This is a genomic window from Erwinia amylovora (assembly GCF_017161565.1).
Taxonomy (GTDB): Bacteria; Pseudomonadota; Gammaproteobacteria; order Enterobacterales; family Enterobacteriaceae; genus Erwinia; species Erwinia amylovora.
In genome coordinates this window covers 3,688,953-3,715,485 of record NZ_CP066796.1, presented here as the reverse complement: position 1 = coordinate 3,715,485, position 26,533 = coordinate 3,688,953, and the positions used below count along the sequence as shown (strand labels likewise).

Annotated in this window: 23 protein-coding genes; 12 read left to right on the top strand and 11 right to left on the bottom strand. The window is 50.7% G+C overall.

All coding sequences use genetic code 11. The features are described from left to right. Positions 1-397: 397 nt before the first annotated feature. The 5 genes from typA to fabY all read left to right on the top strand — a co-directional run bounded on the left by typA (position 398) and on the right by fabY (position 5,340). A complete protein-coding gene (typA, locus tag JGC47_RS16950; RefSeq protein WP_004154752.1) occupies positions 398-2,221 on the top strand; it encodes a ribosome-dependent GTPase TypA in 1,824 nt (607 codons plus the stop codon). A gap of 199 nt (positions 2,222-2,420) precedes the next feature. Beyond that, on the top strand, positions 2,421-3,032 hold the full coding sequence (gene yihX, locus JGC47_RS16945) for a glucose-1-phosphatase (protein ID WP_004154753.1): 612 nt from the start codon (positions 2,421-2,423) through the stop codon (positions 3,030-3,032). A gap of 3 nt (positions 3,033-3,035) precedes the next feature. Then, positions 3,036-3,908, top strand: coding sequence for a virulence factor BrkB family protein (locus JGC47_RS16940; RefSeq protein WP_004154754.1), 873 nt, complete (start codon positions 3,036-3,038; stop codon positions 3,906-3,908). Next, complete coding sequence (gene dtd, locus JGC47_RS16935) at positions 3,905-4,342, top strand: D-aminoacyl-tRNA deacylase (RefSeq protein WP_004154756.1); 438 nt, start codon at positions 3,905-3,907, stop codon at positions 4,340-4,342. Before JGC47_RS16940 ends, dtd begins: the two co-directional genes overlap by 4 nt. Before the next feature lie 59 nt (positions 4,343-4,401). Then, positions 4,402-5,340: a fatty acid biosynthesis protein FabY gene (gene fabY / locus JGC47_RS16930; RefSeq protein WP_004154757.1), complete on the top strand. Its 939-nt coding sequence runs from the start codon at positions 4,402-4,404 to the stop codon at positions 5,338-5,340. Positions 5,341-5,347: 7 nt separating this feature from the next. Here fabY and rluF read toward each other — a convergent pair whose 3' ends face one another. The 8 genes from rluF to gmk form a co-directional block, all read right to left on the bottom strand. Next, a complete protein-coding gene (gene rluF / locus JGC47_RS16925) occupies positions 5,348-6,214 on the bottom strand; it encodes a 23S rRNA pseudouridine(2604) synthase RluF (protein ID WP_004154758.1) in 867 nt (288 codons plus the stop codon). 82 nt (positions 6,215-6,296) lie between these two features. Continuing rightward, a complete protein-coding gene (locus JGC47_RS16920) occupies positions 6,297-7,979 on the bottom strand; it encodes an AsmA family protein (protein ID WP_004154759.1) in 1,683 nt (560 codons plus the stop codon). Positions 7,980-8,101: 122 nt separating this feature from the next. Continuing rightward, on the bottom strand, positions 8,102-9,490 hold the full coding sequence (locus JGC47_RS16915; RefSeq protein ID WP_004154761.1) for a nucleobase:cation symporter-2 family protein: 1,389 nt from the start codon (positions 9,488-9,490) through the stop codon (positions 8,102-8,104). 238 nt (positions 9,491-9,728) lie between these two features. Next, positions 9,729-11,810, bottom strand: coding sequence for an ATP-dependent DNA helicase RecG (recG, locus tag JGC47_RS16910; RefSeq protein WP_004154763.1), 2,082 nt, complete (start codon positions 11,808-11,810; stop codon positions 9,729-9,731). Then, entirely contained in the window at positions 11,810-12,505 is a 696-nt protein-coding gene (gene trmH / locus JGC47_RS16905) for a tRNA (guanosine(18)-2'-O)-methyltransferase TrmH (RefSeq protein WP_004154764.1), read from the bottom strand. Before trmH ends, recG begins: the two co-directional genes overlap by 1 nt. Positions 12,506-12,599: 94 nt before the next feature. Continuing rightward, a complete protein-coding gene (gene spoT, locus JGC47_RS16900) occupies positions 12,600-14,723 on the bottom strand; it encodes a bifunctional GTP diphosphokinase/guanosine-3',5'-bis pyrophosphate 3'-pyrophosphohydrolase (RefSeq protein ID WP_004163726.1) in 2,124 nt (707 codons plus the stop codon). A gap of 19 nt (positions 14,724-14,742) precedes the next feature. Continuing rightward, positions 14,743-15,018, bottom strand: a complete 276-nt coding sequence (gene rpoZ, locus JGC47_RS16895; RefSeq protein ID WP_004154766.1) for a DNA-directed RNA polymerase subunit omega — start codon at positions 15,016-15,018, stop codon at positions 14,743-14,745. 56 nt (positions 15,019-15,074) lie between these two features. After that, the gene (gene gmk / locus JGC47_RS16890; protein ID WP_013035745.1) at positions 15,075-15,698 is read right to left on the bottom strand and encodes a guanylate kinase; all 624 of its coding nucleotides are present in this window, start codon (positions 15,696-15,698) and stop codon (positions 15,075-15,077) included. 259 nt (positions 15,699-15,957) lie between these two features. Between gmk and ligB the strand changes: the two genes are divergently transcribed. Next, positions 15,958-17,622 carry an NAD-dependent DNA ligase LigB gene (gene ligB, locus JGC47_RS16885; RefSeq protein ID WP_004154768.1) on the top strand — a complete coding sequence of 555 codons (1,665 nt, stop codon included), beginning with the start codon at positions 15,958-15,960 and terminating at the stop codon, positions 17,620-17,622. Positions 17,623-17,639: 17 nt separating this feature from the next. On the opposite strand, the gene JGC47_RS16880 is transcribed toward ligB, so the two are convergent. Further along, positions 17,640-18,257, bottom strand: a complete 618-nt coding sequence (locus JGC47_RS16880; protein WP_004154770.1) for a trimeric intracellular cation channel family protein — start codon at positions 18,255-18,257, stop codon at positions 17,640-17,642. Between the two features lie 465 nt (positions 18,258-18,722). Between JGC47_RS16880 and JGC47_RS16875 the strand changes: the two genes are divergently transcribed. Next, a complete protein-coding gene (locus JGC47_RS16875; RefSeq protein ID WP_004154771.1) occupies positions 18,723-19,367 on the top strand; it encodes a response regulator in 645 nt (214 codons plus the stop codon). Between the two features lie 350 nt (positions 19,368-19,717). Here the strand turns inward: JGC47_RS16875 and JGC47_RS16870 are convergent, their stop codons facing one another. After that, positions 19,718-21,082, bottom strand: a complete 1,365-nt coding sequence (locus JGC47_RS16870) for an MFS transporter (protein ID WP_004154772.1) — start codon at positions 21,080-21,082, stop codon at positions 19,718-19,720. 165 nt (positions 21,083-21,247) lie between these two features. Further along, positions 21,248-21,586 (bottom strand): zinc ribbon domain-containing protein YjdM, encoded by a 339-nt coding sequence (locus JGC47_RS16865; protein WP_004154773.1) that lies wholly within the window; start codon positions 21,584-21,586, stop codon positions 21,248-21,250. Positions 21,587-22,816: 1,230 nt separating this feature from the next. Here JGC47_RS16865 and JGC47_RS16860 point away from each other — a divergent pair. The 5 genes from JGC47_RS16860 (at position 22,817) to JGC47_RS16845 (ending at position 26,384) form a co-directional block, all read left to right on the top strand. After that, complete coding sequence (locus JGC47_RS16860) at positions 22,817-23,038, top strand: hypothetical protein (RefSeq protein ID WP_024015122.1); 222 nt, start codon at positions 22,817-22,819, stop codon at positions 23,036-23,038. Continuing rightward, positions 23,011-23,997, top strand: a complete 987-nt coding sequence (locus tag JGC47_RS16855; RefSeq protein WP_004154776.1) for a reverse transcriptase family protein — start codon at positions 23,011-23,013, stop codon at positions 23,995-23,997. Before JGC47_RS16860 ends, JGC47_RS16855 begins: the two co-directional genes overlap by 28 nt. Continuing rightward, complete coding sequence (locus JGC47_RS17755; RefSeq protein ID WP_338327698.1) at positions 23,987-24,352, top strand: retron Ec48 family effector membrane protein; 366 nt, start codon at positions 23,987-23,989, stop codon at positions 24,350-24,352. The genes JGC47_RS16855 and JGC47_RS17755 overlap by 11 nt, the downstream gene beginning before the upstream one ends. Before the next feature lie 29 nt (positions 24,353-24,381). Further along, positions 24,382-24,648 (top strand): hypothetical protein, encoded by a 267-nt coding sequence (locus tag JGC47_RS17750; protein ID WP_168382938.1) that lies wholly within the window; start codon positions 24,382-24,384, stop codon positions 24,646-24,648. Between the two features lie 128 nt (positions 24,649-24,776). Continuing rightward, the gene (locus JGC47_RS16845; protein ID WP_004154777.1) at positions 24,777-26,384 is read left to right on the top strand and encodes a TIGR04141 family sporadically distributed protein; all 1,608 of its coding nucleotides are present in this window, start codon (positions 24,777-24,779) and stop codon (positions 26,382-26,384) included. Positions 26,385-26,533 lie beyond the last annotated feature (149 nt).

Sequence of the window (26,533 nt, the reverse complement as noted above, 5' to 3'; positions counted from 1 at the left end):
GAGAACTTCCACGGTGCGCTTTGCATTTCGCTGCGCTACTTCCGATAATAAAGATCTCTGACAAGCTTACAACCGTGTGGAAAAGGGCATTTTTCGCTTATCAGAGTATTTGCGAAATTTGTGCCAACTTTTTTATTTTATGCAAAAGGCGCTATGATGCGCCCTCTCGTCAGACGGGGGATGCACCACGATGGAAGTCGCGCACCATTCTGGTGCTGTTGAGTGGTGGCTGGTCACCATTTTGGTGCAATTTCAGCATTCCGGTGCAATCTTTGCACTGGAAATGGGTGTCATAACCATCCGGACAGTTATCTTTATACGAAGTCCTCGAACTTGTTCAGTCCTTCGATTAATCCGTGTACAATAGCGCGCTATTTCTAATGCCTGAGGCAAAGCTGTGATCGAAAATTTGCGTAACATCGCCATTATTGCCCACGTTGACCATGGTAAAACTACCCTGGTTGATAAGTTGCTGCAGCAGTCCGGGACCTTTGATGCCCGCACCGAAGCAACCGAACGCGTAATGGACTCCAACGATTTGGAGAAAGAGCGTGGGATTACCATCCTCGCAAAAAACACCGCCATTAAATGGAATGACTACCGCATCAACATCGTTGATACCCCAGGGCACGCCGACTTCGGCGGTGAGGTTGAGCGTGTGATGTCAATGGTTGACTCGGTGCTGCTGGTTGTGGATGCAATGGATGGCCCGATGCCGCAAACCCGTTTCGTGACCAAAAAAGCTTTTGCTAACGGTCTGAAGCCGATCGTGGTAATCAACAAAGTTGACCGTCCGGGCGCGCGTCCTGACTGGGTTGTTGACCAGGTATTTGACCTGTTCGTCAACCTGGATGCCACTGACGAGCAGCTCGACTTCCCGGTGATCTACGCCTCTGCCCTGAACGGAATCGCCGGTCTGGACCACAGCGATATGGCGGAAGATATGACTCCGCTGTACGAAGCGATTGTAAAACATGTGTCGCCACCGCAGGTCGAGATGGAAGCACCTTTCCAGATGCAGATCTCTCAGCTGGATTACAACAACTACGTTGGCGTTATCGGCATCGGCCGCATCAAGCGCGGTAAAGTGAAGCCGAACCAGCAGATCACGATCATCGACAGCGAAGGCAAAACCCGTAACGGTAAAGTCGGTAAAGTTCTGACTCACCTGGGCCTGGAGCGTATCGACGCGACCGAAGCGGAAGCGGGCGATATCATCGCGATTACCGGGCTGGGCGAACTGAACATCTCTGACACCATCTGCGATCCGCAGAACGTGGAAGCGCTGCCGGCACTGAGCGTTGATGAACCTACCGTGACCATGTACTTCAACGTCAACACCTCGCCGTTCTGCGGTAAAGAAGGTAAGTTTGTGACCTCGCGTCAGATCCTTGACCGTCTGAACAAAGAGCTGGTGCACAACGTGGCGCTGCGCGTTGAAGAAACCGAAGACTCCGATGCGTTCCGCGTATCGGGTCGTGGTGAGCTTCACCTGTCGGTGCTGATCGAAAACATGCGCCGCGAAGGCTTTGAAATCGCCGTTTCACGTCCTAAGGTTATCAACCGTAAAATCGATGGCCGCATGCAAGAGCCGTTCGAGAACGTGACGCTGGATATCGAAGAACAGCACCAGGGTTCAGTGATGCAGGCGATGGGCGAGCGCAAGGGTGATGTCAAAGACATGATCCCTGACGGCAAAGGCCGTATTCGTCTTGATTACCTGATCCCGGCGCGTGGCCTGATCGGCTTCCGTACCGAGTTTATGACCATGACTTCGGGCACCGGTCTGCTGTACTCGACGTTCAGTCATTACGATGACGTGCGTGCGGGCGAAATCGGCCAGCGCCAGAACGGCGTGCTGATCTCTAACGGCCAGGGTAAAGCGGTGGCCTTCGCCCTGTTCAGCCTGCAGGATCGCGGCAAGCTGTTCCTCGGCCACGGTGCGGAAGTGTATGAAGGCCAGATTATCGGTATTCACTCACGCTCTAACGACCTGACGGTAAACTGTCTGACCGGTAAGAAGCTGACCAACATGCGTGCTTCCGGTACGGATGAAGCGACTACGCTGGTTCCGGCTATCAAGATGTCTCTGGAGCAGGCTCTGGAATTCATCGATGATGACGAACTGGTCGAAGTGACGCCTCAGTCGGTGCGTATTCGTAAACGTCATCTGACGGAAAACGATCGTAAGCGCGCAAGCCGCGGCCCGAAAGAAGCGTAATCCGCCGCTTAGTCGTCGGTTTCAGGATGCAAAGGCCATGGTCTTTGCATCCTGAATGATGACGGCTAAAATCGCCTGTTCTTCAGGGGCGGAACCTATCCGACCCTGCAACTGCCATGCAGTTTTCAATTCTCCCACCTGTTCAGCCTTCCGTTTTACCGCTAGAGTGATGAACTCAGTGCAATACAAGGGGGTGACCATGCTGTATATCTTTGATTTAGGTAATGTCATTGTTGATATTGATTTCAACCGGGTGCTTGGCGTCTGGAGCGATCTGGGCCGTGTACCTTTGGCCACGCTGCAAAGCCGCTTCCAGATGGGTGAGAGCTTTGACCAGCACGAACGCGGCGAAATCAGTGATAAGGAATTTGCCCGGCAAATTTGTGACGAGCTGGAGCTGCCGCTGAGCTTTGAGCAGTTTGCTGCCGGCTGGCAGGCGGTATTTGTCGGCGTGCGCCCTGACGTCATTGCCATTATGCACCAGCTGCGTGAGCAGGGTGAGCGGGTCGTTATCCTCTCTAACACCAATAACCTGCACTGCCAGTTCTGGCCGGAGCAGTACCCGGAAGTCCGGGCGGCCGCGGATAAAATCTATTTATCGCAGGAGATGGGGTTACGTAAGCCCGATCCGGCCATTTATCAGCGTTTGCTTAACGAAGAAGAGACGGCGGCGGCAGAGGCTATCTACTTCGACGATAATCCAGAAAACATCGAAGCAGCGCGTGCGCTGGGGATCCACAGCCTGCATATAACCGATAACAGCGTGATCCCGGCGTTCTTTGCCGACCGCATGCCCGACGGTCGCCGGTAGAATATGCGTCCGCTCAACCACTTTTTGCACCGGTTACGTGCATTTTGGACATGGATCAAGCTGTTGTGGCAGCGTATCGACGAAGATGCGATGACCGTGCTGGCCGGGCACCTGGCCTATGTCTCGCTGCTGTCGCTGGTTCCGCTTATTGCTGTGGTTTTTGCCCTATTTACCGCCTTTCCGATGTTTTCGGACGTCAGCGTGCAGTTAAAAAACTTTGCCTTTCACAACTTAGTACCGGCGGCCGGAACCACGGTGCAAAACTACCTGGAACAGTTCGTTGCCAACGTCAGCAGAATGACGGCGGTGGGGGTGGGGGGGCTGGTGGTGACCGCACTCCTGCTGATGTACTCGATTGACTCGGCGCTGAATACCATCTGGCGTAGCAAAGTTAAGCGACCGCTGGTGTACTCTTTGGCGGTGTACTGGATGATCCTGACGCTGGGGCCGCTGCTGGCGGGTGCCAGCCTGGCCATTAGCTCCTACCTGCTATCGCTGCACTGGGCGACGATCGGCGGCCTGAGCGTGCTGATAGATATGGTGCTGCGCATATTCCCGTTGCTGCTTTCTTGCCTCTCCTTCTGGCTGCTGTACAGCCTGGTGCCGACGGCTCCGGTGGCGGGACATGATGCGCTGGTCGGGGCGATAGTCGGCGGTATTTTGTTCGAGCTGGGTAAAAAGGGCTTCACGCTGTATATCACCACGTTTCCCTCCTATCAGCTGATTTATGGCGTGCTGGCGGTAGTACCCATTCTGTTTCTATGGGTTTACTGGACCTGGTGTATCGTTTTGCTGGGAGCGGAAATTACCGCCACGCTGGCTGACTATCGCCGGCTGAAGCGCGAAGAACAAGAAAGAGAAAACGAGGATCCATGATTGCATTAATACAACGGGCGCTGCAGGCCAGCGTGGCAGTCGCGGGGGAGACCATCGGCGAGATCGGAGCGGGGTTGCTGATTTTACTGGGTGTGGAAAAAGGAGATACCCCTGAAAGCGCGCAAAAATTAGTGGATAAAGTGCTCGGCTATCGTATTTTTGCTGATGAAGGCGACAAAATGAATCTGAACGTGCTGCAGGCGGGGGGCAGCGTGCTGGTGGTGTCGCAGTTCACGCTGGCGGCCGATACTAAAAAAGGCATGCGGCCGAGCTTCTCCGGTGGTGCCGCTCCGGCGGAGGCCGAAAAACTGTACGACTACTTTGTCGCCTGCTGCCGTGAAAAAGGTGTCTGCACTGAAACCGGTCGCTTCGCGACTGATATGAAAGTGGCGCTGATCAATGATGGCCCCGTTACCTTCTGGCTGCAGGTTTGAAACAGCTGGCAGAGCGGCAAAGGAATAGCCTGACTGGCTCATACAGAGAGAACCATTTTATGTATCACCTTCGCGTACCAGAAACCGCAGAAGAACTGGAGATCTACTACCAATTCCGTTGGGAAATGCTGCGCAAGCCGTTACATCAGCCGATGGGGTCAGAACGTGATGCCTGGGATGCGCTGGCGCATCATCAAATGGTGGTTGACGAGCAGGGTGACCCGGTAGCTGTCGGGCGGCTGTACATAAATGCCGATAACGAAGCGGCGATCCGCTTCCTCGCCGTGCATCCTTCCGTGCAGGGTAAAGGACTGGGAACGCTGGTGGCGATGACGCTGGAGTCCGTTGCCCGCCAGGAAGGCGTAAAACGCGTGGTGTGCAGCGCACGAGAAGACGCCGTCGACTTTTTTGCCAAACTCGGCTACTTCAATCAGGGGGAGATCACCGCCCCGCAAACTACGCCAGTACGCCATTTCCTGATGATTAAACCGGTGGTGACGCTGGACGATATTTTGCATCGTGCCGACTGGTGTGGTCAGCTTCAGCAGGCGTGGTATCAGCATATTCCGCTAAGTGAAAAGATGGGTGTGCGCATCCTGCAATATACCGGGCAGAAATTTGCCACCACCATGCCGGAAACCGGCAACCAGAATCCCCACCATACGCTGTTTGCCGGCAGCTTATTCTCGCTGGCAACCTTAACCGGCTGGGGGCTGATCTGGCTGCTGCTGCGCGAGCGCCAGCTTGGCGGGACCATTATTCTGGCCGATGCTCATATTCGTTACAGCAAGCCAATCAGCGGCAAACCGGGGGCGGTGGCCAATCTGGGGTCGCTCAGTGGCGATCTTGACCGCCTGGCGCGTGGACGCAAAGCCAGGGTGCAGCTGGAGGTGCAGCTGTTTGGCAATGAAGAGTGCGGCGCGGTATTTGAAGGTGTTTACATCGTGCTGCCCGCCGATCCTGACGGGCCGCTGGAAGAGGGGGGCTGCGGCGTTTAGCGCCGTTTCAGCGCCCTTTCTTTTTACGCCCGGGCTGGGCAAAACGTTTACGCGGTGCAGCGTTAGCGCTGCTGGTTACCTTCGCGCCGCTGGCGGCAGGTTTTTTGGCGGCGGTGGCCTTTGGTTTGGCTTTTTTCACCGCCGCATCCTCGGACGATGAGTTCTCAATCAGTTTAAATAGCTCGATCAGCTCGTCATCGGTGAGATCACGCCACTCTCCCGGCGGCAGCCCTTTCAGACTGACGTTCATGATGCGCGTACGCTCAAGTTTGGTAACGTCATAACCAAAATGCTCGCTCATGCGGCGGATCTGGCGATTAAGCCCCTGCACCAGCGTAATGCGAAAAACAAACGTCGACTCCTTCTTCACCTTGCATTTTTTGGTCACCGTTCCCAGCATGGGAACACCGGCACCGAGTCCACGAATGAACTCCGCGGTGACCGGCTTGTTGACCGTCACCAGGTACTCTTTTTCGTGATCGTTGCCGGCGCGCAGGATTTTGTTCACCAGGTCGCCGTGGTTGGTGAGGAAAATCAGCCCCTGCGAGTCTTTATCCAGGCGTCCGATAGGGAAAACACGCTTGCTGTGATTGACAAAATCAACGATGTTATCGCGCTCACCGCCTTCCGTGGTGCTGACGATACCCACCGGTTTATTCAGGGCAATAATGACCAAATCGTCTTCGTTACGCGGCTCAATAAGCTGACCGTTTACTTTCACCACGTCTCCGGCAAATACCCGATCGCCCACAGCAGCACGTTTGCCGTTGATAAAAACGTTGCCCTGTTCGATGTAACGATCGGCATCACGACGCGAGCAGATACCGCTCTCGCCGATGTATTTGTTGAGACGAATAGATGGGTTGGTCAGCATAGTTCCTCCGTAAAAAACGGACTATACCTTACCGATGCAGGGTTGCGAAGTGGGGCGTGACGGATCACGCCCCGTAGGTGCGTTACTGCGCGCTGGTGACCTGGCCTGCACGCATGGTTTGCAAGACTGACTTATTATCAGCGCTTACGTCGAGCGTACCGTTAACGGTTGGTTTTAGCGACTGTCCGTTCTGCAAACTGGCCTGAATGTTTAATTGCAGATTGGCGGCGCCCGTCAGAGGGACCTCAGGCCATCCCCAGTCATGTAGCAGATTGGGTGCTATCTGGCGACCGCGCAGCTTCAGCGACAGCGCACGCAGCGGCTGCTGGCTCACTGTCGCCTGCCCCTCCAACATCCCGTCAGCGCTAAAAGCGCTCATTTCTGTCACACTGATGCTGCTGTCGGTGGCCGTCAAAGCCAGAGACGGATGGCGCAAATCGACACGATTAAAGGTGGCCTCCGCGGCATTAACGCTCAGTTCGCCTGACCAGATCCCCCACTCACCATCGCGCGCCATCAGCAAATTGCTGCCGTTGCCGTCCAGCGCCGTCATCTGAAACGGAAAGTCCGGACTGATATCAATAATCAGATTATGGCTGGCACTGAATTTGCTGACCTGCACGCTATCCAGCCATGAAGGCAGCGGCCGCAGCCAGTGCTCCCGCCAGTTTAGCGGCAGGGTGTATTCCAATCCTGCCACCACCAGCTCATTCAGCGTCAGTTTTCTGTCGCTGCGCGTCCAGTTACCCTGGGTGCGCACCAGTCCGTTAACCCAGCGGGTACTGAACTGGTTCAGGGCGATACCCTGTGGCGAGAAAGTCATCCTGGCGATCGGGTCATCCAGCTGCATACCGCCGTTGACAACGCTGTTAGCATTCAGCGCCAGCGTGCCATCATCGCTCTGCCAGTCGCCATCACGCAGCGTCAGGTCCTTCAGTACCAGATCGAGATCGGTTACCGCCCAGTCCTTGCCTTCCAGCCGCGCATCCGTGACGTCCATACGTTCAATGTGCACCGGCGGCAGCGAGCTTAAGGGTTGCAGAAAATCACTCAGGGTCTTATCACTTTGCAGGCGGATACTGTTAAGGTGCAGGCTTGCTATCTGCCAGCTCCCTTGTGCATCACGCCGGGCGCTGGCGGTGACCGATCCTAATGCCATATCGGCACCTAAGTTACTCAGTATTAACTGCCGATCTTTGATGCTGCCCTGGATCAGTACGTTAGCGGCCGGGATGCCGTCAAGCGTCAGCGCACCGGCGCTAAGCTGGAAGCTGGCGTTTTTGCCCAGCACATCATTCTTTTCAGGTTGCCACGGTGTAATACCGCCGTCGACACGTTGCGCCTGTAACGGCCAGCTGGCCAGATTGCGGTTCAACGCCATCTGGCTAAGCTGAAGCCGATCGGCCTGTAAAGACACCGGCGCGCTGTGGGTAGTGAGATCCAGCGTACCTCTGTCGAGCTGGATACTGGCAAAGTGCAGCGGATGACTGAACTGTATCAGCCCCAACCCGAGGTCTACGTGTTGCGCAACCAGTGAGGCAGGTTGACCTTTGCGGGCAAAGGAGACGTCGTTAAGGATCAGATGACTGGGATTGGAAAAATGATGCTCCACTTTACTGAACGACAGCGAATAGTCGCTGTTTTCCCCGATCTGGCGGCTGATCCATCCTGCTCCCCAATGGGTTTGCAGCAGCAGATAAAGGCCCAGGGCCACCAGCAACAGTAGCAGTAACAGCGTGAGCAAAACATTGCCGAAAAACTTCATCGTATCCATCCCTATGAATTTTGGTAATGGCTTGTTATGCCCGATTTATCGCGGTATCTCAACCTGCAACGATGAGCGGGCGAAAATTATCCGCCCGCGCGTCATTTATCCCAGGAATATGCTTATTTTTCTGTGGGAAACACCAGATTCAGGATAATGGCGGTGATGCCGCCGGCGGCGATGCCGGAAGAGAGCAGCGTTTTCAGCCAGTCCGGTGCAAATTGCAAAATCAGCGGCTGCTGGGAAACACCAAGGCCGACAGCCAGTGACAGCGCGATGATCATGACAGCCCGACGATCCAGCGGCTCCCGCGAGACGATGCGCACCCCTGAAGCGGCAATAGTACCAAACATCACGATGGTGGCTCCGCCGAGTACCGGTTGAGGAATATGCTGCACAAAGCCGCTCACCGCCGGGAACAGCCCCAGCGCAATCAACATTAGCGCGACAACAAAACCCACGTAGCGGCTGGCAACGCCGGTCAGCTGAATAACGCCGTTATTCTGGCCGAAACAGGAGTTAGGGAAGGTATTAAACAGTGCGGAGACGCAGGAGTTGAGGCCGTTAGCCAGCACGCCGCCTTTCAGCCGCTTCATATACAGCGGGCCGCTGACCGGCTGTTCGGAAACGTCAGAGGTGGCGGTAATATCGCCAATGGTTTCCAGCGAGGTCACCATAAACACCAGCATCAGCGGGATCAACAGATTCCAGTCGATGCCCAGTCCGTAATAAAACGGTGTTGGGATAGTAATTAATGCACCGTTAGATGGTGCGGTATTTTCCGGCAGCATCCCCATCGCCCAGGCCAGCAGATAACCCACCGCCATCGCAATCACCAACGAGGCGACGCGCAGATACGGGTTACGCTGGCGGTTGAGTATAATAATCACCGCCATCACTGCCCCCGCCAGCAGCAGGTTTTTCGGTGCGCCGAACGTGTGATCGCCGATCGCGGCAAAGCCACCGCCGATGGAGGTCAGTCCAACCTGAATCAGCGACAGGCCGATGATCATCACCACAATACCGGAAACCAGTGGCGTAATAACACGTCGGGCGAGGTGCAGCACCCGGGACAGCGCCATCTCGGTACACGAGGCCAGCATTAGCGTGCCGAACAGCGCGGCCATCATGGTGGGTACGTCGGCTCCGCCATTTTTTAACGCCAGGCCGCCCATAATCAGCGGCGTGACAAAGTTAAAACTGGTGCCCTGGATCGACAGCAACCCCGAACCCACCGGCCCCCAGGTTTTAATCTGCAGGATCGACGCCACGCCGGAGGCAAACAGTGACATGCTGATGATGTGCTGCGTATCCTGTGCCGGCAACCCAAGCGCCTGACAGATAAGAAGCGCGGGTGTGATCACGGCGACAAACATCGCCAGCAGATGCTGACAGGCGGCAAACAGGGTTTGTGGCAGCGGTGGGCGGTCTTCAAGGCGATAAATCAGCTCGCTTTTACCCGCAGTGACAATGTGCGGTGCGGCGGCGGCATCCCGGGTTTTAACGGTCATTAACAGGCTTCCCAACGGCAATAAAGAGGCGATTTTAATCTTCTTCAGCGCAAAAGCAATCGTTTGCTACTTGCCAACTTACATTGGGCGGCCGGTACCTAAGGCCAGCTCAGACGTTGGCACCAGGCTCGGCTGACGATATCCGGCAAAGGGGTTTAACGAACAGGCAGGCGACATCCCGCCGCCGACTCAGGCGGCGGATATCGCAAGGCGAGGGATGAGTGAGTGACGATGCGAATTACGCATTGGTATATCGCTCGGTTTCCGGCAGCCAGCGTTCAATCAGCGCCACGGCCTGTTCGGGATAGTGCTGGTGGATATGGCGCGCCACGCGCTGAACTTCCGGGATTAGCGCCTGGTCGCGCAGCAGGTCGGCCACCCGGAATTCGGCATTGCCGGTTTGACGTGTGCCCAGCAGTTCACCAGGGCCACGGATTTCCAGGTCACACTGGGCAATCATAAAGCCGTCGTTGCTGTCGCGCAGCACCTGCAAACGCTTCTGTGCCGTTTTACTCAATGGTGACTTGTACAGCAGCACGCAGTGGGAAGCCACCGCGCCACGGCCCACGCGCCCGCGTAGCTGATGCAGCTGTGCCAGCCCAAGGCGCTCGGGATTCTCGATAATCATCAGGCTGGCATTCGGCACATCAACCCCGACCTCAATCACCGTGGTGGCGATCAGCAGATGGATTTCACCCTGCTTAAACGCCTGCATGACCGCCTGCTTTTCTGCTGGCTTCATGCGGCCGTGTACCAGCCCGATAGTCAGTTCCGGCAGTGCCAGCTGCAGCTCTTCCCACGTGGCCTGGGCTGCCTGGGCTTCCAGCAGTTCGGATTCTTCGATCAGCGTACACACCCAGTAAGCCTGGCGGCCTTCACTGCTGCAGGCATCTTTCACGCGGGTAATGATATCCGCGCGCCGCGTATCGGGGATGGCCACGGTGGTCACCGGGGTTCGTCCCGGTGGCAGCTCGTCGATGGTGGAAGTGTCAAGGTCGGCGTAGGCAGTCATTGCCAGCGTTCGTGGGATCGGCGTGGCGGTCATAATCAGCTGATGAGGATGAAAACCCTGGTCCTCGCCTTTTTCCCACAGCGCCAGACGCTGGTGGACGCCAAAACGGTGCTGCTCATCAATAATCACCAGCGCCAGGCCGTTAAACTGTACCTGCTCCTGGAAAATAGCGTGGGTGCCGACAATCATCGATACCCTGCCGCTGGCGATGGCCTCCTGCTGCGCCAGACGTGCTTTTCCCTTCTGCTTCCCTGCCAGCCAGCCTACCTCCAGCCCAAGCGGGGCAAACCATTGGCGGAAATTATTGGCATGCTGTTCGGCCAGCAGTTCGGTCGGAGCCATCAGCGCGACCTGCTTACCCCAGGCAATAACGTTTAACGCCGTCAGTGCTGCAACCAGCGTTTTACCTGAACCCACATCGCCCTGTACCAGCCGCATCATCGGATAATCATGGGCCAGATCGTTTTCAATTTCGCGTACCACTCTCTGCTGCGCGGCGGTAGGGCGGAAAGGCAGCGCGGCAAGTAATCGGTCGCTTAACTGATGGCGGGGCGACATCGGCAATGCGTGATAACGTTGGGCGCCGGCGCGTACCGCCAGCATACTGAGGTTATGCGCCAGCAGTTCTTCCATAATCAGACGGCGCTGCGCCGGATGCGTTCCGCTGTCGAGATCGGCCAGAGCCATATCGGGCGGCGGGCGATGCAGGGTGCGCAGGGCATCGGGCAGGCTGATTAATCCCCCTCTTAACTGCGGCGGCAGCAGTTCGGCAATGGCACAGGTATCGAGCAGGGTTAATGCCTGATCGGTCAGATTGCGTAACGTGGCCTGGCGTACGCCTTCAGTGGTGGAATAGACCGGCGTCAGCGTCTCCTGCAACCCGGTGACGCTATGTTCTCCCTGAACCTTGTATTCAGGATGAATGATCTCGGCACCACGCTGACCGCGTTTTATCTCGCCGTAAGCCGTAACCCGACGACCCACCGCAAGGCTGTTTTTCATCCCGGCATTGAAGTTAAAAAAGCGCAGAGTCACGGTGCCGGTGCCGTCAGTTATCTGGCAGGTCAGCATTCGACGGCGGCCAAATGAGATATCGCAGTGCAGCACTTCTCCTGCAACCGTGGCGTAAATGCCCGGCTGCAGGTTGTTGATCGCGTAAAGCTGGGTACGATCTTCGTAGCGCAGCGGCAGATGCAGCAGCAGATCCTGTACCGTTACCAAACCCAGTTTTGCCAGCTTTGTCGCCTGGCTGGCCCCCACGCCGGATAACGTGTTAAGCGGCACTGCATCCAGCAGACGGCCCTGCATTATTTACGCGCCTTAGACTGCATGGCCGCCCACCATTCGGCATCGGCCACCACCTCACCGCAATTGTTGATTTCAGGGTAGGGCAACCCTTTATGTTTCGCGACGCGAGCCAGCACCGGATAGCCGCCTTCGAATAACAGACGCTGCTGTTCGCTGTATTCCAGCGTGCTCTCTTCACGCATATACATACCGGCATTCTGCCGCTGGCGCTGGGCTTCATACAGGATCAGGGCAGAGGCGACGGAAACATTCAGTGACTGCACCATGCCGATCATTGGAATAATAATGTCGCGATCGGCGAGGTCCAGCGCTTCCCGGGTAATGCCGGTTTTTTCCTGCCCCATCAGAATACAGGTCGGGCGGGTGTAGTCGATTTCGCGGAAATCGACCGCTTTATCAGAAAGATGGGTCGCCAGAATCTGCATGTTATGGCCTTTGAGACAGGTTACGGCATCGGCAATCGAGCGGTGGGTTTTAACCTGCACCCAGCTGTTGCTGCCAGCGGCGGCGGAGACCATGGTGCGCATGCGGCTGCCCGGCCAGATGGCGTGAACCTCGTGAACACCGACGGCATCGGCGGTACGGATCACCGCAGAAACGTTATGAGGCTTGTGTACCTGCTCCATGCAGACCGTTAAGTCGTGCTGACGGGCGGCAAGCATGGCGCGGATGCGGGCATAACGTTGTGCATTCATGCGAAACAGGCTCCCTAAAATGGATAATGACGTTGGCGACTAAGCAACCGGCTATCGCGGGGAGGGCCAGAACAAGGGGGCCATGCCTTATTCCTTAATTGCGGTTACGGTGTACTTTAATCACGTCCGGCATCACACGGATTTTACGCATGATATTAGCCAGATGAACGCGGTCGCGTGCGGTCAGACGAATAAAGGCGCAGTAAACACGACCATCTTTCTCTTCGGTATTCAGGCTCTGAATATTAGAACCTGCAGTGTTGATCGCCGCCGTCAGATTGGCCAGCGCACCCTGATGGTTAAACATATCGACCTTGATTTCGGCAACAAATTCCTGCTCAGTTACCTTATCCCACTCGACCGCCATGTATTTCTCTGGCTCTTTCTGATAGCCACGAATATTGCGACAGGATTCATGGTGCACCACCAGGCCTTTGCCGGGGCTGACGTGCGCAACAATCGGGTCACCGGGGATCGGACGACAGCATTTAGCGAAGGTGATCAATACCCCGTCAGCACCCTTAATGGGGAGCTTACTGCGCGAGCTACCGGCGGAAGCAGGGCCGGTAGCCGGAGCGTTTGGCTCATTCTGTTGCAGATTTTTTGCCACCACCACGCTCATGGCATTGCCAAGGCCAATTTCAGCCAGCAGGTCGTCAAGCGATGCCAGCTTCATGCGCTCAAGCTCGTGCTGGACGTTGGCCGGCGGGATCTCGGCCAGTTTACGGCTGCCGCCCAGGGCATGGTTAAGCAGGCGTCGGCCGAGGCTAACAGAGTCATCACGCTTGAGGTTTTTCAGCAGCTGACGGATCTTGGCGCGAGCTTTCGAACTGACGACGAAGTTCAGCCATGCTGCGTTCGGGCGGGCACCCGGGGCGGTAATGATCTCCACCGTCTGGCCGCTGGTCAGCGCCTGTGACTGCGGGTAAGGCTGGCGGTCGACGCGCGCCCCCACACAGGCATGGCCAATGTCGGTATGAACCGCGTAGGCGAAATCCACCGGTGTGGCGCCGGCAGGCAGTTCGACGATGCGCCCTTCCGGGGTGAACACGTAAATTTCATCCGGGAACAGATCGGATTTAACACTTTCAATGAATTCAAACGAACTGCCGGCGCTCTGTTGCAGCTCCAGCAGGCTCTGTAACCAGCGCTGGGCACGGATTTGTGCCGTGGTCCCGCTTTCACCCTGTTCTTTATAAGCCCAGTGCGCAGCCACCCCCATTTCGGCCATTTGATCCATATCTTCAGTACGGATCTGAACTTCTACCGGCACACCGTGTGGACCGATCATTGAGGTATGCAACGACTGATAGCCGTTGGCTTTGGGAATGGCAATATAGTCTTTCACGCGGCCCGGACGCGGTTTATACAGGTTGTGCATTTGGCCAAGCACGCGGTAGCAGGTATCAACATCACGCACAATCACCCGAAAAGCGTAAATATCCATAATCGAATGGAATCGCTGTTCTTTCAGATGCATTTTGCAGTAGATCGAATAAAGATGTTTCTCACGACCGCTGACGCGGCGGGTAATTCCGGCTTCTTCAAGGCGACCGTCGATTTCTGAGAGAATTTTCTGGATCATCTCTTTACGGTTACCACGCGCGGCTTTCACCACTTCCTTAATCACACGATAGCGGTTCGGATAAAGGGCTTCAAAGCCCAGCTCTTCCAGCTCGGTTTTCAGGTGATGAATACCCAGACGGTGCGCCAGTGGGCTGTAAATTTCCAGCGTTTCCAGAGCGATACGGCGTTTTTTATCCGGACGCAGGGCGCCCAGAGTACGCATATTGTGCGTGCGGTCAGCCAGCTTGATCAGAATGACGCGAATGTCCTGCACCATTGCCATGATCATCTTGCGGAAGTTTTCAGCCTGGGCTTCTTTTTTGTCACGGAACTTCAGCTTATCGAGTTTAGAAACTCCCTCTACCAGTTCAGCAACAGTCTGACCAAACAGCTGTTCCATATCCTGATAGGTGGCGGGCGTGTCTTCGATAACGTCGTGCAGCAGAGCTGCCATGAGTGTTTCATGGTCAAGCTTCATCTCAGCGAGGATGCACGCCACCGCAACCGGATGGGTGATATAGGGCTCACCGCTGGAGCGTGTCTGTCCCTCGTGAGCATCACGGGCGACAAGATAAGCTTGCTTGAGGCGCTTTATTTGCTCCTCAGGCAAGTATTTTTCAATCAGCTGATTGAGGCTTTCAAACAGATACAAGGCTGGCCTTCACAAAGAATTAACGACGGCCTTCAGCGATGGCGGTCACAGCCTGCAATTCCGCGGCTTCCTGCTCATGCTGTTCCTGACGATCGCGCACGTCGAGGATCTGATTGGTAATCAGACCTTCTTCAATTTCACGCAGTGCAATAACGGTAGATTTATCGTTTTCTTCAGGAACCAGTGGGTCTTTGCCGCCAACCTGCATCTGACGTGCGCGACGAGCTGCTACCAGCACCAGGTCAAAACGGTTACCAATTTTTTCTACTGCGTCCTGTACGGTTACGCGTGCCATAAGTGTGATACTCCACGGGTGGTGACGAAATGACTGGGCATCATACTGAGTTGTCCTCAGTCTGCCAATAGTTTGCTGATTAACGCATCATGACGGGCCTTTTGACGGCCCATCCGCAGACGCTCAGCGCGAATAATGGTTTTCAAGTCTGACAGCGCCAGGTCGAAATCATCGTTCACGATCAGGTAGTCGTAATCTGCGTAATGGCTCATTTCGGCAACGGCCTGAGCCATACGTTTGGTGATAACTTCTTCGCTGTCCTGGCCGCGGCCACGCAGGCGACGATCCAGTTCGTCCTTCGACGGAGGCAATACGAAGATACTGCGTGCTGCCGGCATTTTCTGCCGGATCTGTTTAGCACCCTGCCAGTCGATATCCAGAAACACATCAACACCGGTTGCCAACACCTGTTCAATGGCTTTACGGGAAGTGCCGTAATAGTTTCCGAACACTTCAGCATGTTCAAGAAACGCCTCTTCGCTAATCATGCTGCGAAACTCGTCGTGATTGACGAAGTAATAGTGTTCACCGTGGTTTTCACCCGGCCTAATCCCACGCGTGGTGTGTGAGATGGATACCTGAGTATCGTACAGCGGCTGCGTTTTTAACAGCGCCTGAATCAGGCTGGATTTACCCGCACCGCTGGGGGCGGAAACAATAAAAAGTGTACCTTGAGCCATGATTATTCTTGATATGCCAATAAAGCGGAGTCTACTTCCTGCACAGTATACACAGGTGCAGCGCGTCATGCAGCGTTTAGGGCTTGTTACAGGTTTATTTATCAGAAATTGGATAACGCCATACAAATATTTGCCTGCCAGGCATGGCTTGCATAAAAAGTGCTGAAGCCGCCTTCAAAAATACTCTTTTGCCTCTCGCTAACCCTTCTATGCTGCGCTTTACTGCCGGCCATTGTCATTACATGCGGGAGAAGCAGCAATGAAATATGCCATTTTGGTCGTCTGGCTGTTCAGTACCCTGGTACAGGCACAATGCCCGGTTTGGTCCCCATCGCGCGCCGATGCGGAAATCGCAGCGCTGAAAGCGCAGCTGGAAAAGTGGGATGAGGCCTATTATCGGCGTGGAGAAGCCCAGGTCCCCGATGAGCGCTACGATACCCTGCACGACAAACTGCAACAGTGGCAGCGCTGTTTTTCTCCAGCCAGCGATTTGCGCCAGCCATTGCTCAAAACTGACGGTAAAGTTTTGCATCCTGTCTCCCATACAGGCGTTAAAAAGGCTTCAGGTAAAGCAGCGGTGGCGCGCTGGATGGAAAAGCGTGACGGGCTGTGGATTCAACCGAAGGTGGATGGCGTGGCAGTGACGTTACTCTACCGAGATGGCCGGCTGGTGCAGATGATCAGCCGGGGAGACGGCGTTAAGGGAGAAGACTGGACGGCAAAAGCACGCCAGATCCCCGATATTCCAAAATCCATTCCACGGTTCCCGGCAATGCAGGTTTTTCAGGGGGAGCTGTATCTCAAGATGACCGATCATCAGCAGGCCAACGATGGGGGGAAAAGTGCACGATCTCTCGTTGCGGGGGCGCTAATGGCAAAAGCTGCCTCAACAGTTCTGCAACGTGTCGGAATATTCGTTTGGGCATGGCCGGATGGACCCAACTCCATCGCCAAGCGCCTGACGGGGATACGCGCCCTGGGATTCCCAGACATCAAAGACTGGACCCATCGGGTAGAAAATGTGGATGAGGTTGAGGGCTGGCGTGAACGCTGGTTTCACCAGCGCTTACCGTTTGCCACCGATGGCATTGTTGTTCACGGTATGCCGACCAGGCAAGGCACTGACTGGCTGCCTGAACAGGGCGACTGGGCTATTGCCTGGAAATATCCTCCACCGGAAGTGACAAGCGAAGTACGGTCAGTTGAGTTTGCTATCGGTCGTACTGGCCGTATTAATGCTGTCTTGAATCTGCTGCCGGTGCAGCTTGACGATAAACGGGTAAGCCGGGTCAATATAGGCTCGATTGAACATTGGAAACAAACCGATGTGATAGCAGGAGATCAGGTGAGTATCAGCCTGGCCGGTATGGGGGTTCCACGTATGGATAAGGTTATATGGCGGGTGAAAGAACGCGTGCTTCCCCCTCTACCCGATGCCACACACTTTAACAGCCTGAGCTGTTTTCACCTGACGCCAAAATGCCGTCAACAGTTTCTGGCAAGGCTGGAGTGGCTTAGCAGCAAGCCTGTGCTTAACCTTAGCGGCGCGGGCCGCCAAACCTGGCAGCAGTTGATGCAATCGGGCAGCATGGCGCATATATTCTCGTGGCTGGCTCTGTCGGAGGAAGAGTTGAAAGCCGTGCCGGGCATTGGAGAACAACGGGCGCATTTCTTCTGGCAACAGTTCAGGTTGAGTCGCCAACTCCCCTTTAAACGCTGGGTTAAAGCACTAGGGGTGCCGATACCGGAACGGGCCATGAATACGTTGACGGACGATAACTGGCAACAGTTGCTGTCACACAGCCTGCAGGATTGGCAACAGCTGCCCGGTGTGGGCCAAACCCTGGCCCGGAAAATCTTCTCATACCTCCAGCAGCAGGAGGTGCGCCAGCTTATAGATGTATTAGAAGCACCCGGGCCCTGACTTTGCAGGGAAGATAATTAATGGTCGTTGTGCGGATAGTTAAAAACGGGCAATCCCAGCTTGAAGCGCAATGCCAGTAGCCGGGCTATGAACCCAGTCAGCAGGGTAATGATGATAACCGTTTCCAGCGGCAGGGCGGTTTTCTGCAGCAGGATGTATACCCAGCCAGAAGCGAATGCGATACCCGCATATATCTCTTTCTGGAAAACCAGAGGGATTTGATTACAAAACATATCGCGCAGGACGCCACCAAACACTCCGGTAACTACGGCGCTGATCGCAGCGATAATCCCTGCAAACCCCATATCCAGCGCCACCTGAGCGCCAATGATAGAAAATACGGCCAGCCCCAGTGCATCCAGCACCAGAAAAACCTTGCGCAGGTGCGGCATCAGTGGCGCTACGAAGGTGGTGATAACGGCGGCGGCGGCAACAATCATGATGTATTCAGGGTGTTTCACCCAACCGAGCGGGTAATGCCCCAGCAGCATGTCGCGCACTGAGCCTCCGCCTATTGCAGTAACGGAGGCAATGATGATCACGCCAAACATGTCCATCTTACGACGTCCTGCGGCAAGTGCTCCGGTCATGGCTTCAGCCGTGATACCGATGATGTAAAGGAAAGTGAGTAACATAGCTAACTCCATAAAATCAGTCTGCAATCCTAAGGGGTTCCGCCAGGAACGGCGACAGAAATTTTGCGGTATCGGTACAAGGGTTGTACACCCGCGCTGGTTACCAGAAAAATGTACCTGCCAGTCCTGAATGAATGGTTACTTCTCTCTTTAGCAATGACAGGCATTACCCGGTTCGATGGGCCGATGAAATAGGACAGCTATTAATTTTATTGAGGTGAATTCTTTCACGGGCAAGATTAATACTGCCGTATAAATTGTCAATTTTCTTAATTTAACTGGAGTTATCAGGTTCTCGTTTTATTAATTTTATTGTTTTTTCCATTAATTCCTTTTTTCTCACTTCATTTTGGTTGCTTTTATATTTATTGCAAACTGCTTGCCATCTGATGCTGGACGGAATTATTATGTTTAACTCGTTGTGTATTTTTTCAGGCTACTCATGATGAAGCATCTGGAGGCTATATGTATAGCAGATTCACGGTGGCGGTTTCTGATGACCATCCACATATCATTCATTCACTGAAAATGCTTTTTTCAAATAATGATCAGTTTACCATCGCGACAGAAACAGAATGTGGTAAGGACTTATTAGCTGTTCTTGCATCGGCACAAACAGATATTGTCATCACTGATTTCTCGTTGAGTTCGAAACGCTCTGCAATAGATGGTTTTGCCAAAATACGTGCGCTAAGTGGCCGTTTTCCGCTGGTGAAAATCGTTTTACTGACATCACAAAAGAACATAGCCATACTCAGAAAAACATGCGATTACGGGGTTAAGGCAATCGTGAGTAAATCAGACCCGGTAGAGGATACGGTAATGGCATGTCATCATGTCATGAACCAAAGTGGTTATTACTTCTCATCTTCCCTGAGCAACATCAAGAGTTATCTGTCGAAAAGTGGCGAAAAAGGAAATGGACTTACGCCTAAAGAGCTAGAAGTAATCAGGCTGTTTTCATCAGGATATACTCTTTCAGAGATAGCACGGCGACAGAACAGAACTATCAGCACGGTATCTACGCAAAAGTATAATGCTATGCGGCGCCTTGGAGTCTCTTCTAACGTTGAATTAATACGCTATGCCTATGCGCAAGGCTTGATATGAATTTTCCCTTCAGTCAAAAGAAATTCCCCGATTAATTTGAATGTCCACATGATTAAAAAGGAGAAGTGGAGGGGTCATATCATATTCATGCGTTCAAACGGGTGGAATTCAAACTCTTACTTCTGTTATTTTTTCTGTCCATTTCGGCAAGCTGTATCTTTCAGAGAGTTGATGCGGCTCTGTACCTATGGCGCCGAGTTAAATACGATAAAGCCAGGCTGCAGGCATTTTCATCCTGCTCCCTTGCAAGAAAAACCTCGTGTCTTTTACGCGGCTAACATCCTGCTGATGCGCTGGAGGCTGAAAACTTCATCGTCCAACGTCAGTAAGGATGAAAAACGCCGATGGGGCTACAATTTTTCCCACGCTTTTTTAAGCCCGGTCTCTTCATCGGGGTTTGCCCCCTGCAGAGTCGTAACTTCATCTTCTTGCTCTGTCTCCGGCTCGATATCAAGTGATGGCATGGTTTCCTCAATCATCTGTTCATCAAAAGCCGGATTAAGGGCTGGTGAAAGGGGCGAACTCATCAGGCTGTCCGGCATCGCGATATGAGGAACCGGCGCATCTTCAACAAACTGGGCCTCATCTTTTTTCACCGCCCGGCTCAGAGCAACAATCAACAGGCCGCACAGGGCAAAGAACGCATACAGCGTGTTACCACCGAGTGGCTCAAGCAGCAATCCGACCATTAACGGGCCAATACTGGCACCCACGCCGAAGGCCATCAGCAGGCAGGCTGCCAGCGAGACGCGTCGTTCTGGCTCGACCAGGTCGTTGGCCAGCGCAACGGCCAACGGGTAAAGCGAAAACAGCAACATGCTGACGATAAACCCGAGGGTCAGCAACAGTGGAAAACCGAGCTGTGGCAGTAGCGCCAGCGGAAGTGCGGCAACGGCCAGCATTATTGCGTTCAGGCGCAACAGACGAGTGCGATTATAACGGTCAGACAGCCAGCTGAGCGGAAATTGTGCAACCAGCCCGGCGAAAATAGCGATAGCCATAAACAGGCCGGTTTGCCCGGTGGTCAGCTGCTGCTGGCTGGCGTATACCGGTGCCAGACCATAGAAAGAGCCTACAGCCATACCAATTGCCAGCGTGGTTGCCAGAACTTTCGGAATCGATCCTACAAAGTGGCGTAACTCCATGGGCGCAGGTGAGAGCTGGCGTGCATGGGTGCGAGTGGTGAGGGCAATTGGCACCAGGCATAAAGCAAAGCAGAGCGCAATTAATAGCAGCGTGCTAAGGCCAAGATCGGTTTGTAACATAAGCACAACCTGGCCAAGCGACATCCCGAGATAGGTTGCGACCATATAGCAGCCAAACACTTTTCCGCGTTGTTCGGACTCAGACTGATCGTTAAGCCAGCTTTCCAGCACCATATACTGGCACATCATACACAGGCCGATAATAAGCCGCAGTGCAATCCAGGCAGGAATATACCCGGTCAGCCCATGACCGAGCACGGCGGCAGTAATAATCCCTGCACAGGAAACATAGGCACGGATATGGCCAACGCGTGCAATCAGAAAGTGACCGACTTTGCCGCCAATCACCAGGCCAATGTAGTTTGCAGCGATGATTGCCCCGATAAGAGCACCCGAGACATGGGCTGAGGTCAGACGCAGGGAAACATAGGTAGTGAGCAACCCGGAGCCGAGCAGCATTAACAGCGTAGTAGTATAAAGCGGGAAGAACACACCTAACGTCTTATTCACTCAGCCTCCAGTTTTTGAGTCGGTCCATTGAGCGCCGCACGCCCTTAAGCATGTTGCCATGTTGTGTGATACTAGCAGCTACAGTTGGCGGGGCAAACGCCCCCGGGCAGCGCAGCCAGGGAGCAATGCGAATAAACCAGTAGCGCAGTGGCCCACTGGGGACGATCAGTTTTTTTTCACAAATTCAGATTTCAACTTCATTGGGCCGAAGCCATCGATTTTGCAATCGATATTGTGATCGCCTTCTACCAGGCGAATGCTTTTGACTTTGGTACCGATCTTCAGTGGTGTAGAGCTGCCTTTGACTTTCAGATCTTTAATCACCGTCACGCTGTCACCATCCGCCAGCAGGTTACCGTTGGCGTCTTTCACGACAAGGCTATCTTCAGCAGCGGCATCGGCACCTTCAGCCCAGACATGGCCACATTCCGGGCAGTTGAGCATATCGCTATCCTGCCAGCTGTACTCGGAGTGGCATTTCGGGCAGGGAGGTAAAGTTTGCATTGGAAGTCCTTAACTAAAGCCTTAATAAAGTAAAGGGATAGTTTACCCTGTGAAGGTTCTGGTGCCTATGATAAAAACGGCGTCTGGCGACAGGAAGTATTCCGCATAACTGACCCATTCACTTTAAGGGATCTTCCGACATGTCAGGGGCATTGTCCGGAACCTCAAGTGCGTACACCGGATTGATTGTCTGCCTGAACTGAATTTTTCGTCGTAAGGGTAAAAAACGTCTGCCAGTGCGCAATCCGGCTCCGCTGGCAATGCCGAAAAAGTACCGGCTGATGGCGGAAACTCCGGACACCCCAAAAAGTATGTGGAACAAAAAGGGGTTTATTTACTCTCGCTCTGGCTGGCGTAGTAAAGCCCCCGGTATTTTCTACAGGCTAAATTCCGCTTACCAATAAGCAGCGTTGCTGCCCGGTTATGGCAGCAGGGGCATAAGTAGCAGCGCCGCACGCTATAGCGCGCCCGTGTGCTGGTGATTCTCGAGGGTAATGCTCTGCCGCCGATGGTCGCCGTGTAGCGACTGCCGTCCAGGTGAAAGCGCATTTCTCCGGCACGGGTTGCCAGCTGTAGCGCCTTCTCACCATCTCTGCCGGATGGCCTTGATATTGGATGAAAATAGCAGGGGCACAGGTGGGGGTAAAAGTGAAACATGCGCTTTCCTGGTAGCTTATGCGCATAAAAGAAGCCCGCTGTGAGCGGGCTGTCTGGGTTTCTGCTGTTTGCTGATAGCCAGTAAATCGTTATTCGATATTCTGGATCTGAATGTTGATTTATATAAAATTTTCAGTAAATACAATCAATTAAATGTATGTTATAACGGATTTTTAAATTTTATACCCATATAGCTACCCGCTAAGTTTTATTTTTAACTCGATACTGATTTTTTAGTGCTTTCCAATACCCCAAAACATCAATTTTAGTAAATTGTAAAATTTTTCTTTAAGATTAATCTGCTTTCTGGTAAAAAAATAGCGTGGGATGAACAACTCACTTGATGAACAAGGAAGCGTGTAGCAAAAAGCATGTCCTTTAAGTTCGGGACGACCGTAAGGTCTTTCTGGGTGCACTCTGGCGAGCCATGCGAAAGCTAGACCACGGAGTACAGTACACAGTTGGAAAAAGTTAGTGAAGATTGGGTGGATTTTATACTTTTGCGTTGCTTCCTTCGGATTCGACTACCCTTTCTGGCCGCGAGGACGCTAACTTTTATCTAAGAAGGATTATATGGCTAGTTCATTCTCATTCAAAGAAACGTTTACGCCTATTCAAAACGTTCAAAGTCTAATAAATCTTCTTGGTGTCAAAGATACGCAGAAGTTTGATGATTTGATCAGAAACGGTGCTGAAAGTTCTTATTACGTAAAACCTCCAATTAAGAAAAAAATGGAGGGGAAAGAATCGTTTATGCGCCCAATAAAATGCTTAAATCATTACTTCGTAAAATAAACCAAAAGATTTTTACTAAAATAAATTATCCTGATTATCTTTTTGGTTCTATTCCCGATAGAGAAAATCCACGTGATTATATACTATGTGCAGAACAGCACTGCAAGGCTAAGGTTTTAATTAAGATAGATATAGAAAATTTTTTCCCAACTATGAGGGAAGAATATGTCTACAGTATATTCAATAAACTATTGAAATGTTCAGAAGAAGTTTCAGCAATACTAACCAAATTAACAACTTTTGATGGTTATGTTCCGCAAGGTGCACCAACAAGCACATATCTAGCAAATTTGTACTTTTTTGATAGTGAACCAAAAAAAGTACAACATTTACGTAATAACGGTTTTCGTTATACTCGATTAATTGACGATATAACTATATCACGCGCAACAAAAGAAGGAAGTTGGAAATATGTTGAATCTTATATTGGTGAATTTATAACTCAAAAGCACCTTTCAATTAATAAAGATAAAACCATTTCAATATCTTCATCATCGCCTCAACAATTCAAAGTTCATAGTTTAAGTATTGAGGGTGAAAAACCAAAATTTCCCAAGGTAGAAAGATTAAAAATTAAAGACCACGTTCATAGAGTGGTGAAAACAGGGTACGGCAAAGATAACGAAAGAATGAAGAAAAGTTTTCATGATCTTTATTTTTCTGTAAGAGGTAAGATCACGAAGTTAAAAAGAGTAGATTGTTCTGACTACCCGATATTCAAGAAAATGCTAAAAAGGCATTGCGATCCTTTACCAGACCACAAAGAAATTATTCGCCTGAACAGAGTTATCACTAATTTGTCGAGAGATTTTGATACTTTAGGTGAATCTGAAAGGTACAAAAGTCGCTACTTTAAAGTTATGTTTAGGTTGAGTATTTTAAAAAAATTATACTCAAAAGAAGCAGAGGAATTTAAAAAGCGACTGAAATTGATAAGCCCTAAAAAAAATGATAAATGAATACAGAGCCACGCTTATACTATCAATAATGACACTCACTATCACAGTTGTTATATTTGTTTCAATGATATTGAGTTCGTTGTTTTTATTCTTTAATATTTATAGTAACCATCATTTAACTTTGTGTTTTTCTGAATCCTGCTTTAAATATGCGATAACTTTGTTTAGCACACCACTATATATACTTAAGCAATCTCTAATATTCATACCTGTATTTGTTTTTTTTATAGGACTATATAATTTTAAGCTTTCATTAGTTAACTCAAAATTAAATAATTGCATGAATAAAGAAAGGGATTTTTATTCATACATTAAAGAAAATTCTTTTAAGGAAAAGAGATATTCGAGTCACTGAATAAGAAAAAGCTGTTCAGCGCTCTATTTATGAATGATCTTAAATTTAACTTACAAGCAAAGGTTTTGATTGAATCTTTTTATCAAAATAGGGGGAGTCACGGTCTTTTAAGTTTGATTAAAGATGAAAAAAAAGAGGAGTATAAAAACAATCTTCTAACTATTTCCACATTTTTTGGGATGACTCTTGAAGAAGAAATAGATATCGAGAGGATGGATGAGATAGTTGATTTGTTGTGTTGTTCTGTAAAAGAAATAATTTTAATTTGGTTCAGCATTAAAATAGATAATAAATAGAGTTTTATTTGGTGTGAAGATTAGATAACTATTATAATGGCTTAGCTTTTTTAAACTAGGGCATATTTCAGAATATTAACTTGATTATAAGTTATTAGAATGTTTATTTATAAAATCCTGAGGTTATTATGTCCAAAAAGATGATGGCACTCAATATATTTTTAGCAGAGGATAAATATTCCTCTAAAGATTATAGTTTTTTCCTCTCAAAAGTTTGCAAGGAGTATCCACTTAAAGGTGTTAAAGGAGTAAAGGGAAAATGTTTTATAAAAGATGTTCAGGATAATACCCCTAAATGGAAAGAATTTTTTGAAGAATTTGCCGGAGATAAGATTGATAGTCTAATCACCAGATCTAGCTCGGCTGTATTAATTATAAAATATAAATCAAGAATATTTGCTATAACTTTTGGATATGGAAGGAGTTTATTAGAACAATCTTATTTTGTTTCTGATTTTGGTATAAAGTCAGCTTTAAACATGCTTAAACCTGATTCTTTAAGAAGCGTGGATACATTCACAATCGATGATTCCCCTGTGCAAAAAAAGACACAAGCCTCTTTAGATACTGAAATATCAATGTTTGGAGTAGACATATCAAAAGATATTTTAAGAGCGGTAACGGGGTCGCCCTTAGATGAAGTTTCTTTTAAAAAAATTTGTGGAGGTGATAATTCATTACAAGTTAAGATAGAGTTAGAGCCAGAAGATTTAGTTTCTTACCTCGAAGAATGTTTAGGCTACTATGATGGTAAGGAATATCTGGAAAAATTCTCTTGGGTTGATAACTTAAAAAAAGTAAGAAAGCAAAATAAAATTGAAGGTTTAGATGGGGTTTTATTAAAAAAGATAAAAAGTAAAAAACATGAAGACATTTCAATTATTGTGCCAGAAATTATGACTGATAAGGATGTTGAATATTTCAGTTATACAAGAGCAAAAGGTGTCATTTCCTATAGCATAGATAAGTCTGTTTACTTTAATGCTGTTGATTACTCAAATTTAGATATTGAAAAAATTAAAAGAGATAAGCTTTTTGCATTCAACAACCAAGAGGCTGAGGTTGAAAGTTTTTCAATGTATAAGTGTTTGAGTTTCGAGATAGTAGAAAATAAAACTAGGTATATGTTATTTTTAGGACAGTGGTTCGAAATAAGAAAGAATTTTTCGGAATACGTTGAAAAAGAATTAAAGGCTATAAAAACACATTCAAAGTCATTCCCTGATTTAATAAGAACCCTTGATCAAACTACGAAAGTAGTAAAGCTAGAGTCAGAGGGGGAATATAATGAACGGATAGCTAAAAGCAATAATTATATATTAATGGACAGAAAGTTGGTAAAAAGCAGTCGGGCCACGACTTCCATTGAGCTGTGTGACTTAGCTGATGTTAAAAATAAAATATTGATTCATGCAAAACATCGTAAGGGCGGATCTTCCGGTTTGAGCCATCTTTTCGCACAAGCAAGTGTTGCTTCTGAACTGATACTCGGTGACGAAGAGTTTAGAGCAGCGGCCAGAGAAGTAATTAGAGAGCATCATGGAAAAGCTGCTATGCGATTAATTCCTGCTAAGAAAATCAATAGTAGCCAATTTGAAGTTGTGCTATTAGTTCTTGGATGTGATCCTCATGAATTATTAAAAGGATTGCCTTTCTTTAGCAAGGTGAACTTGATTAATATGTATTCAAATCTTTCGCAGCGTGGACTAACAGTTACTGTTGCATCTGCAAAATAATTTTTGAAAGCAAGGTCTAACTCAGCGAAGCTGAGCGTCCTTGCTTTTTCTGCTCTTCGATTGCAAAAGGTAAGTCAAATTCCAGTTCTTGATAAAATTTAGCTATCGAATATAAATAGTTAAGCATACGGATTATGCTTAAATACAGG

Coding starts and splice junctions, on each gene's coding strand:
- JGC47_RS16845 (WP_004154777.1), top strand. CDS start 24,777: ATGTCCAAAAAGATGATGGCACTCAATATATTTTTAGCAGAGGATAAA.
- gmk (WP_013035745.1), bottom strand. CDS start 15,698: ATGGCTCAAGGTACACTTTTTATTGTTTCCGCCCCCAGCGGTGCGGGT.
- JGC47_RS16920 (WP_004154759.1), bottom strand. CDS start 7,979: ATGAAGTTTTTCGGCAATGTTTTGCTCACGCTGTTACTGCTACTGTTG.
- JGC47_RS16855 (WP_004154776.1), top strand. CDS start 23,011: ATGCTTAAATCATTACTTCGTAAAATAAACCAAAAGATTTTTACTAAA.
- JGC47_RS16865 (WP_004154773.1), bottom strand. CDS start 21,586: ATGCAAACTTTACCTCCCTGCCCGAAATGCCACTCCGAGTACAGCTGG.
- recG (WP_004154763.1), bottom strand. CDS start 11,810: ATGCAGGGCCGTCTGCTGGATGCAGTGCCGCTTAACACGTTATCCGGC.
- JGC47_RS17755 (WP_338327698.1), top strand. CDS start 23,987: ATGATAAATGAATACAGAGCCACGCTTATACTATCAATAATGACACTC.
- dtd (WP_004154756.1), top strand. CDS start 3,905: ATGATTGCATTAATACAACGGGCGCTGCAGGCCAGCGTGGCAGTCGCG.
- JGC47_RS16915 (WP_004154761.1), bottom strand. CDS start 9,490: ATGACCGTTAAAACCCGGGATGCCGCCGCCGCACCGCACATTGTCACT.
- fabY (WP_004154757.1), top strand. CDS start 4,402: ATGTATCACCTTCGCGTACCAGAAACCGCAGAAGAACTGGAGATCTAC.
- ligB (WP_004154768.1), top strand. CDS start 15,958: ATGAAATATGCCATTTTGGTCGTCTGGCTGTTCAGTACCCTGGTACAG.
- JGC47_RS16940 (WP_004154754.1), top strand. CDS start 3,036: ATGCGTCCGCTCAACCACTTTTTGCACCGGTTACGTGCATTTTGGACA.
- JGC47_RS16860 (WP_024015122.1), top strand. CDS start 22,817: ATGGCTAGTTCATTCTCATTCAAAGAAACGTTTACGCCTATTCAAAAC.
- JGC47_RS17750 (WP_168382938.1), top strand. CDS start 24,382: ATGAATGATCTTAAATTTAACTTACAAGCAAAGGTTTTGATTGAATCT.
- yihX (WP_004154753.1), top strand. CDS start 2,421: ATGCTGTATATCTTTGATTTAGGTAATGTCATTGTTGATATTGATTTC.
- rluF (WP_004154758.1), bottom strand. CDS start 6,214: ATGCTGACCAACCCATCTATTCGTCTCAACAAATACATCGGCGAGAGC.
- trmH (WP_004154764.1), bottom strand. CDS start 12,505: ATGAATGCACAACGTTATGCCCGCATCCGCGCCATGCTTGCCGCCCGT.
- rpoZ (WP_004154766.1), bottom strand. CDS start 15,018: ATGGCACGCGTAACCGTACAGGACGCAGTAGAAAAAATTGGTAACCGT.
- JGC47_RS16880 (WP_004154770.1), bottom strand. CDS start 18,257: ATGTTACTCACTTTCCTTTACATCATCGGTATCACGGCTGAAGCCATG.
- JGC47_RS16875 (WP_004154771.1), top strand. CDS start 18,723: ATGTATAGCAGATTCACGGTGGCGGTTTCTGATGACCATCCACATATC.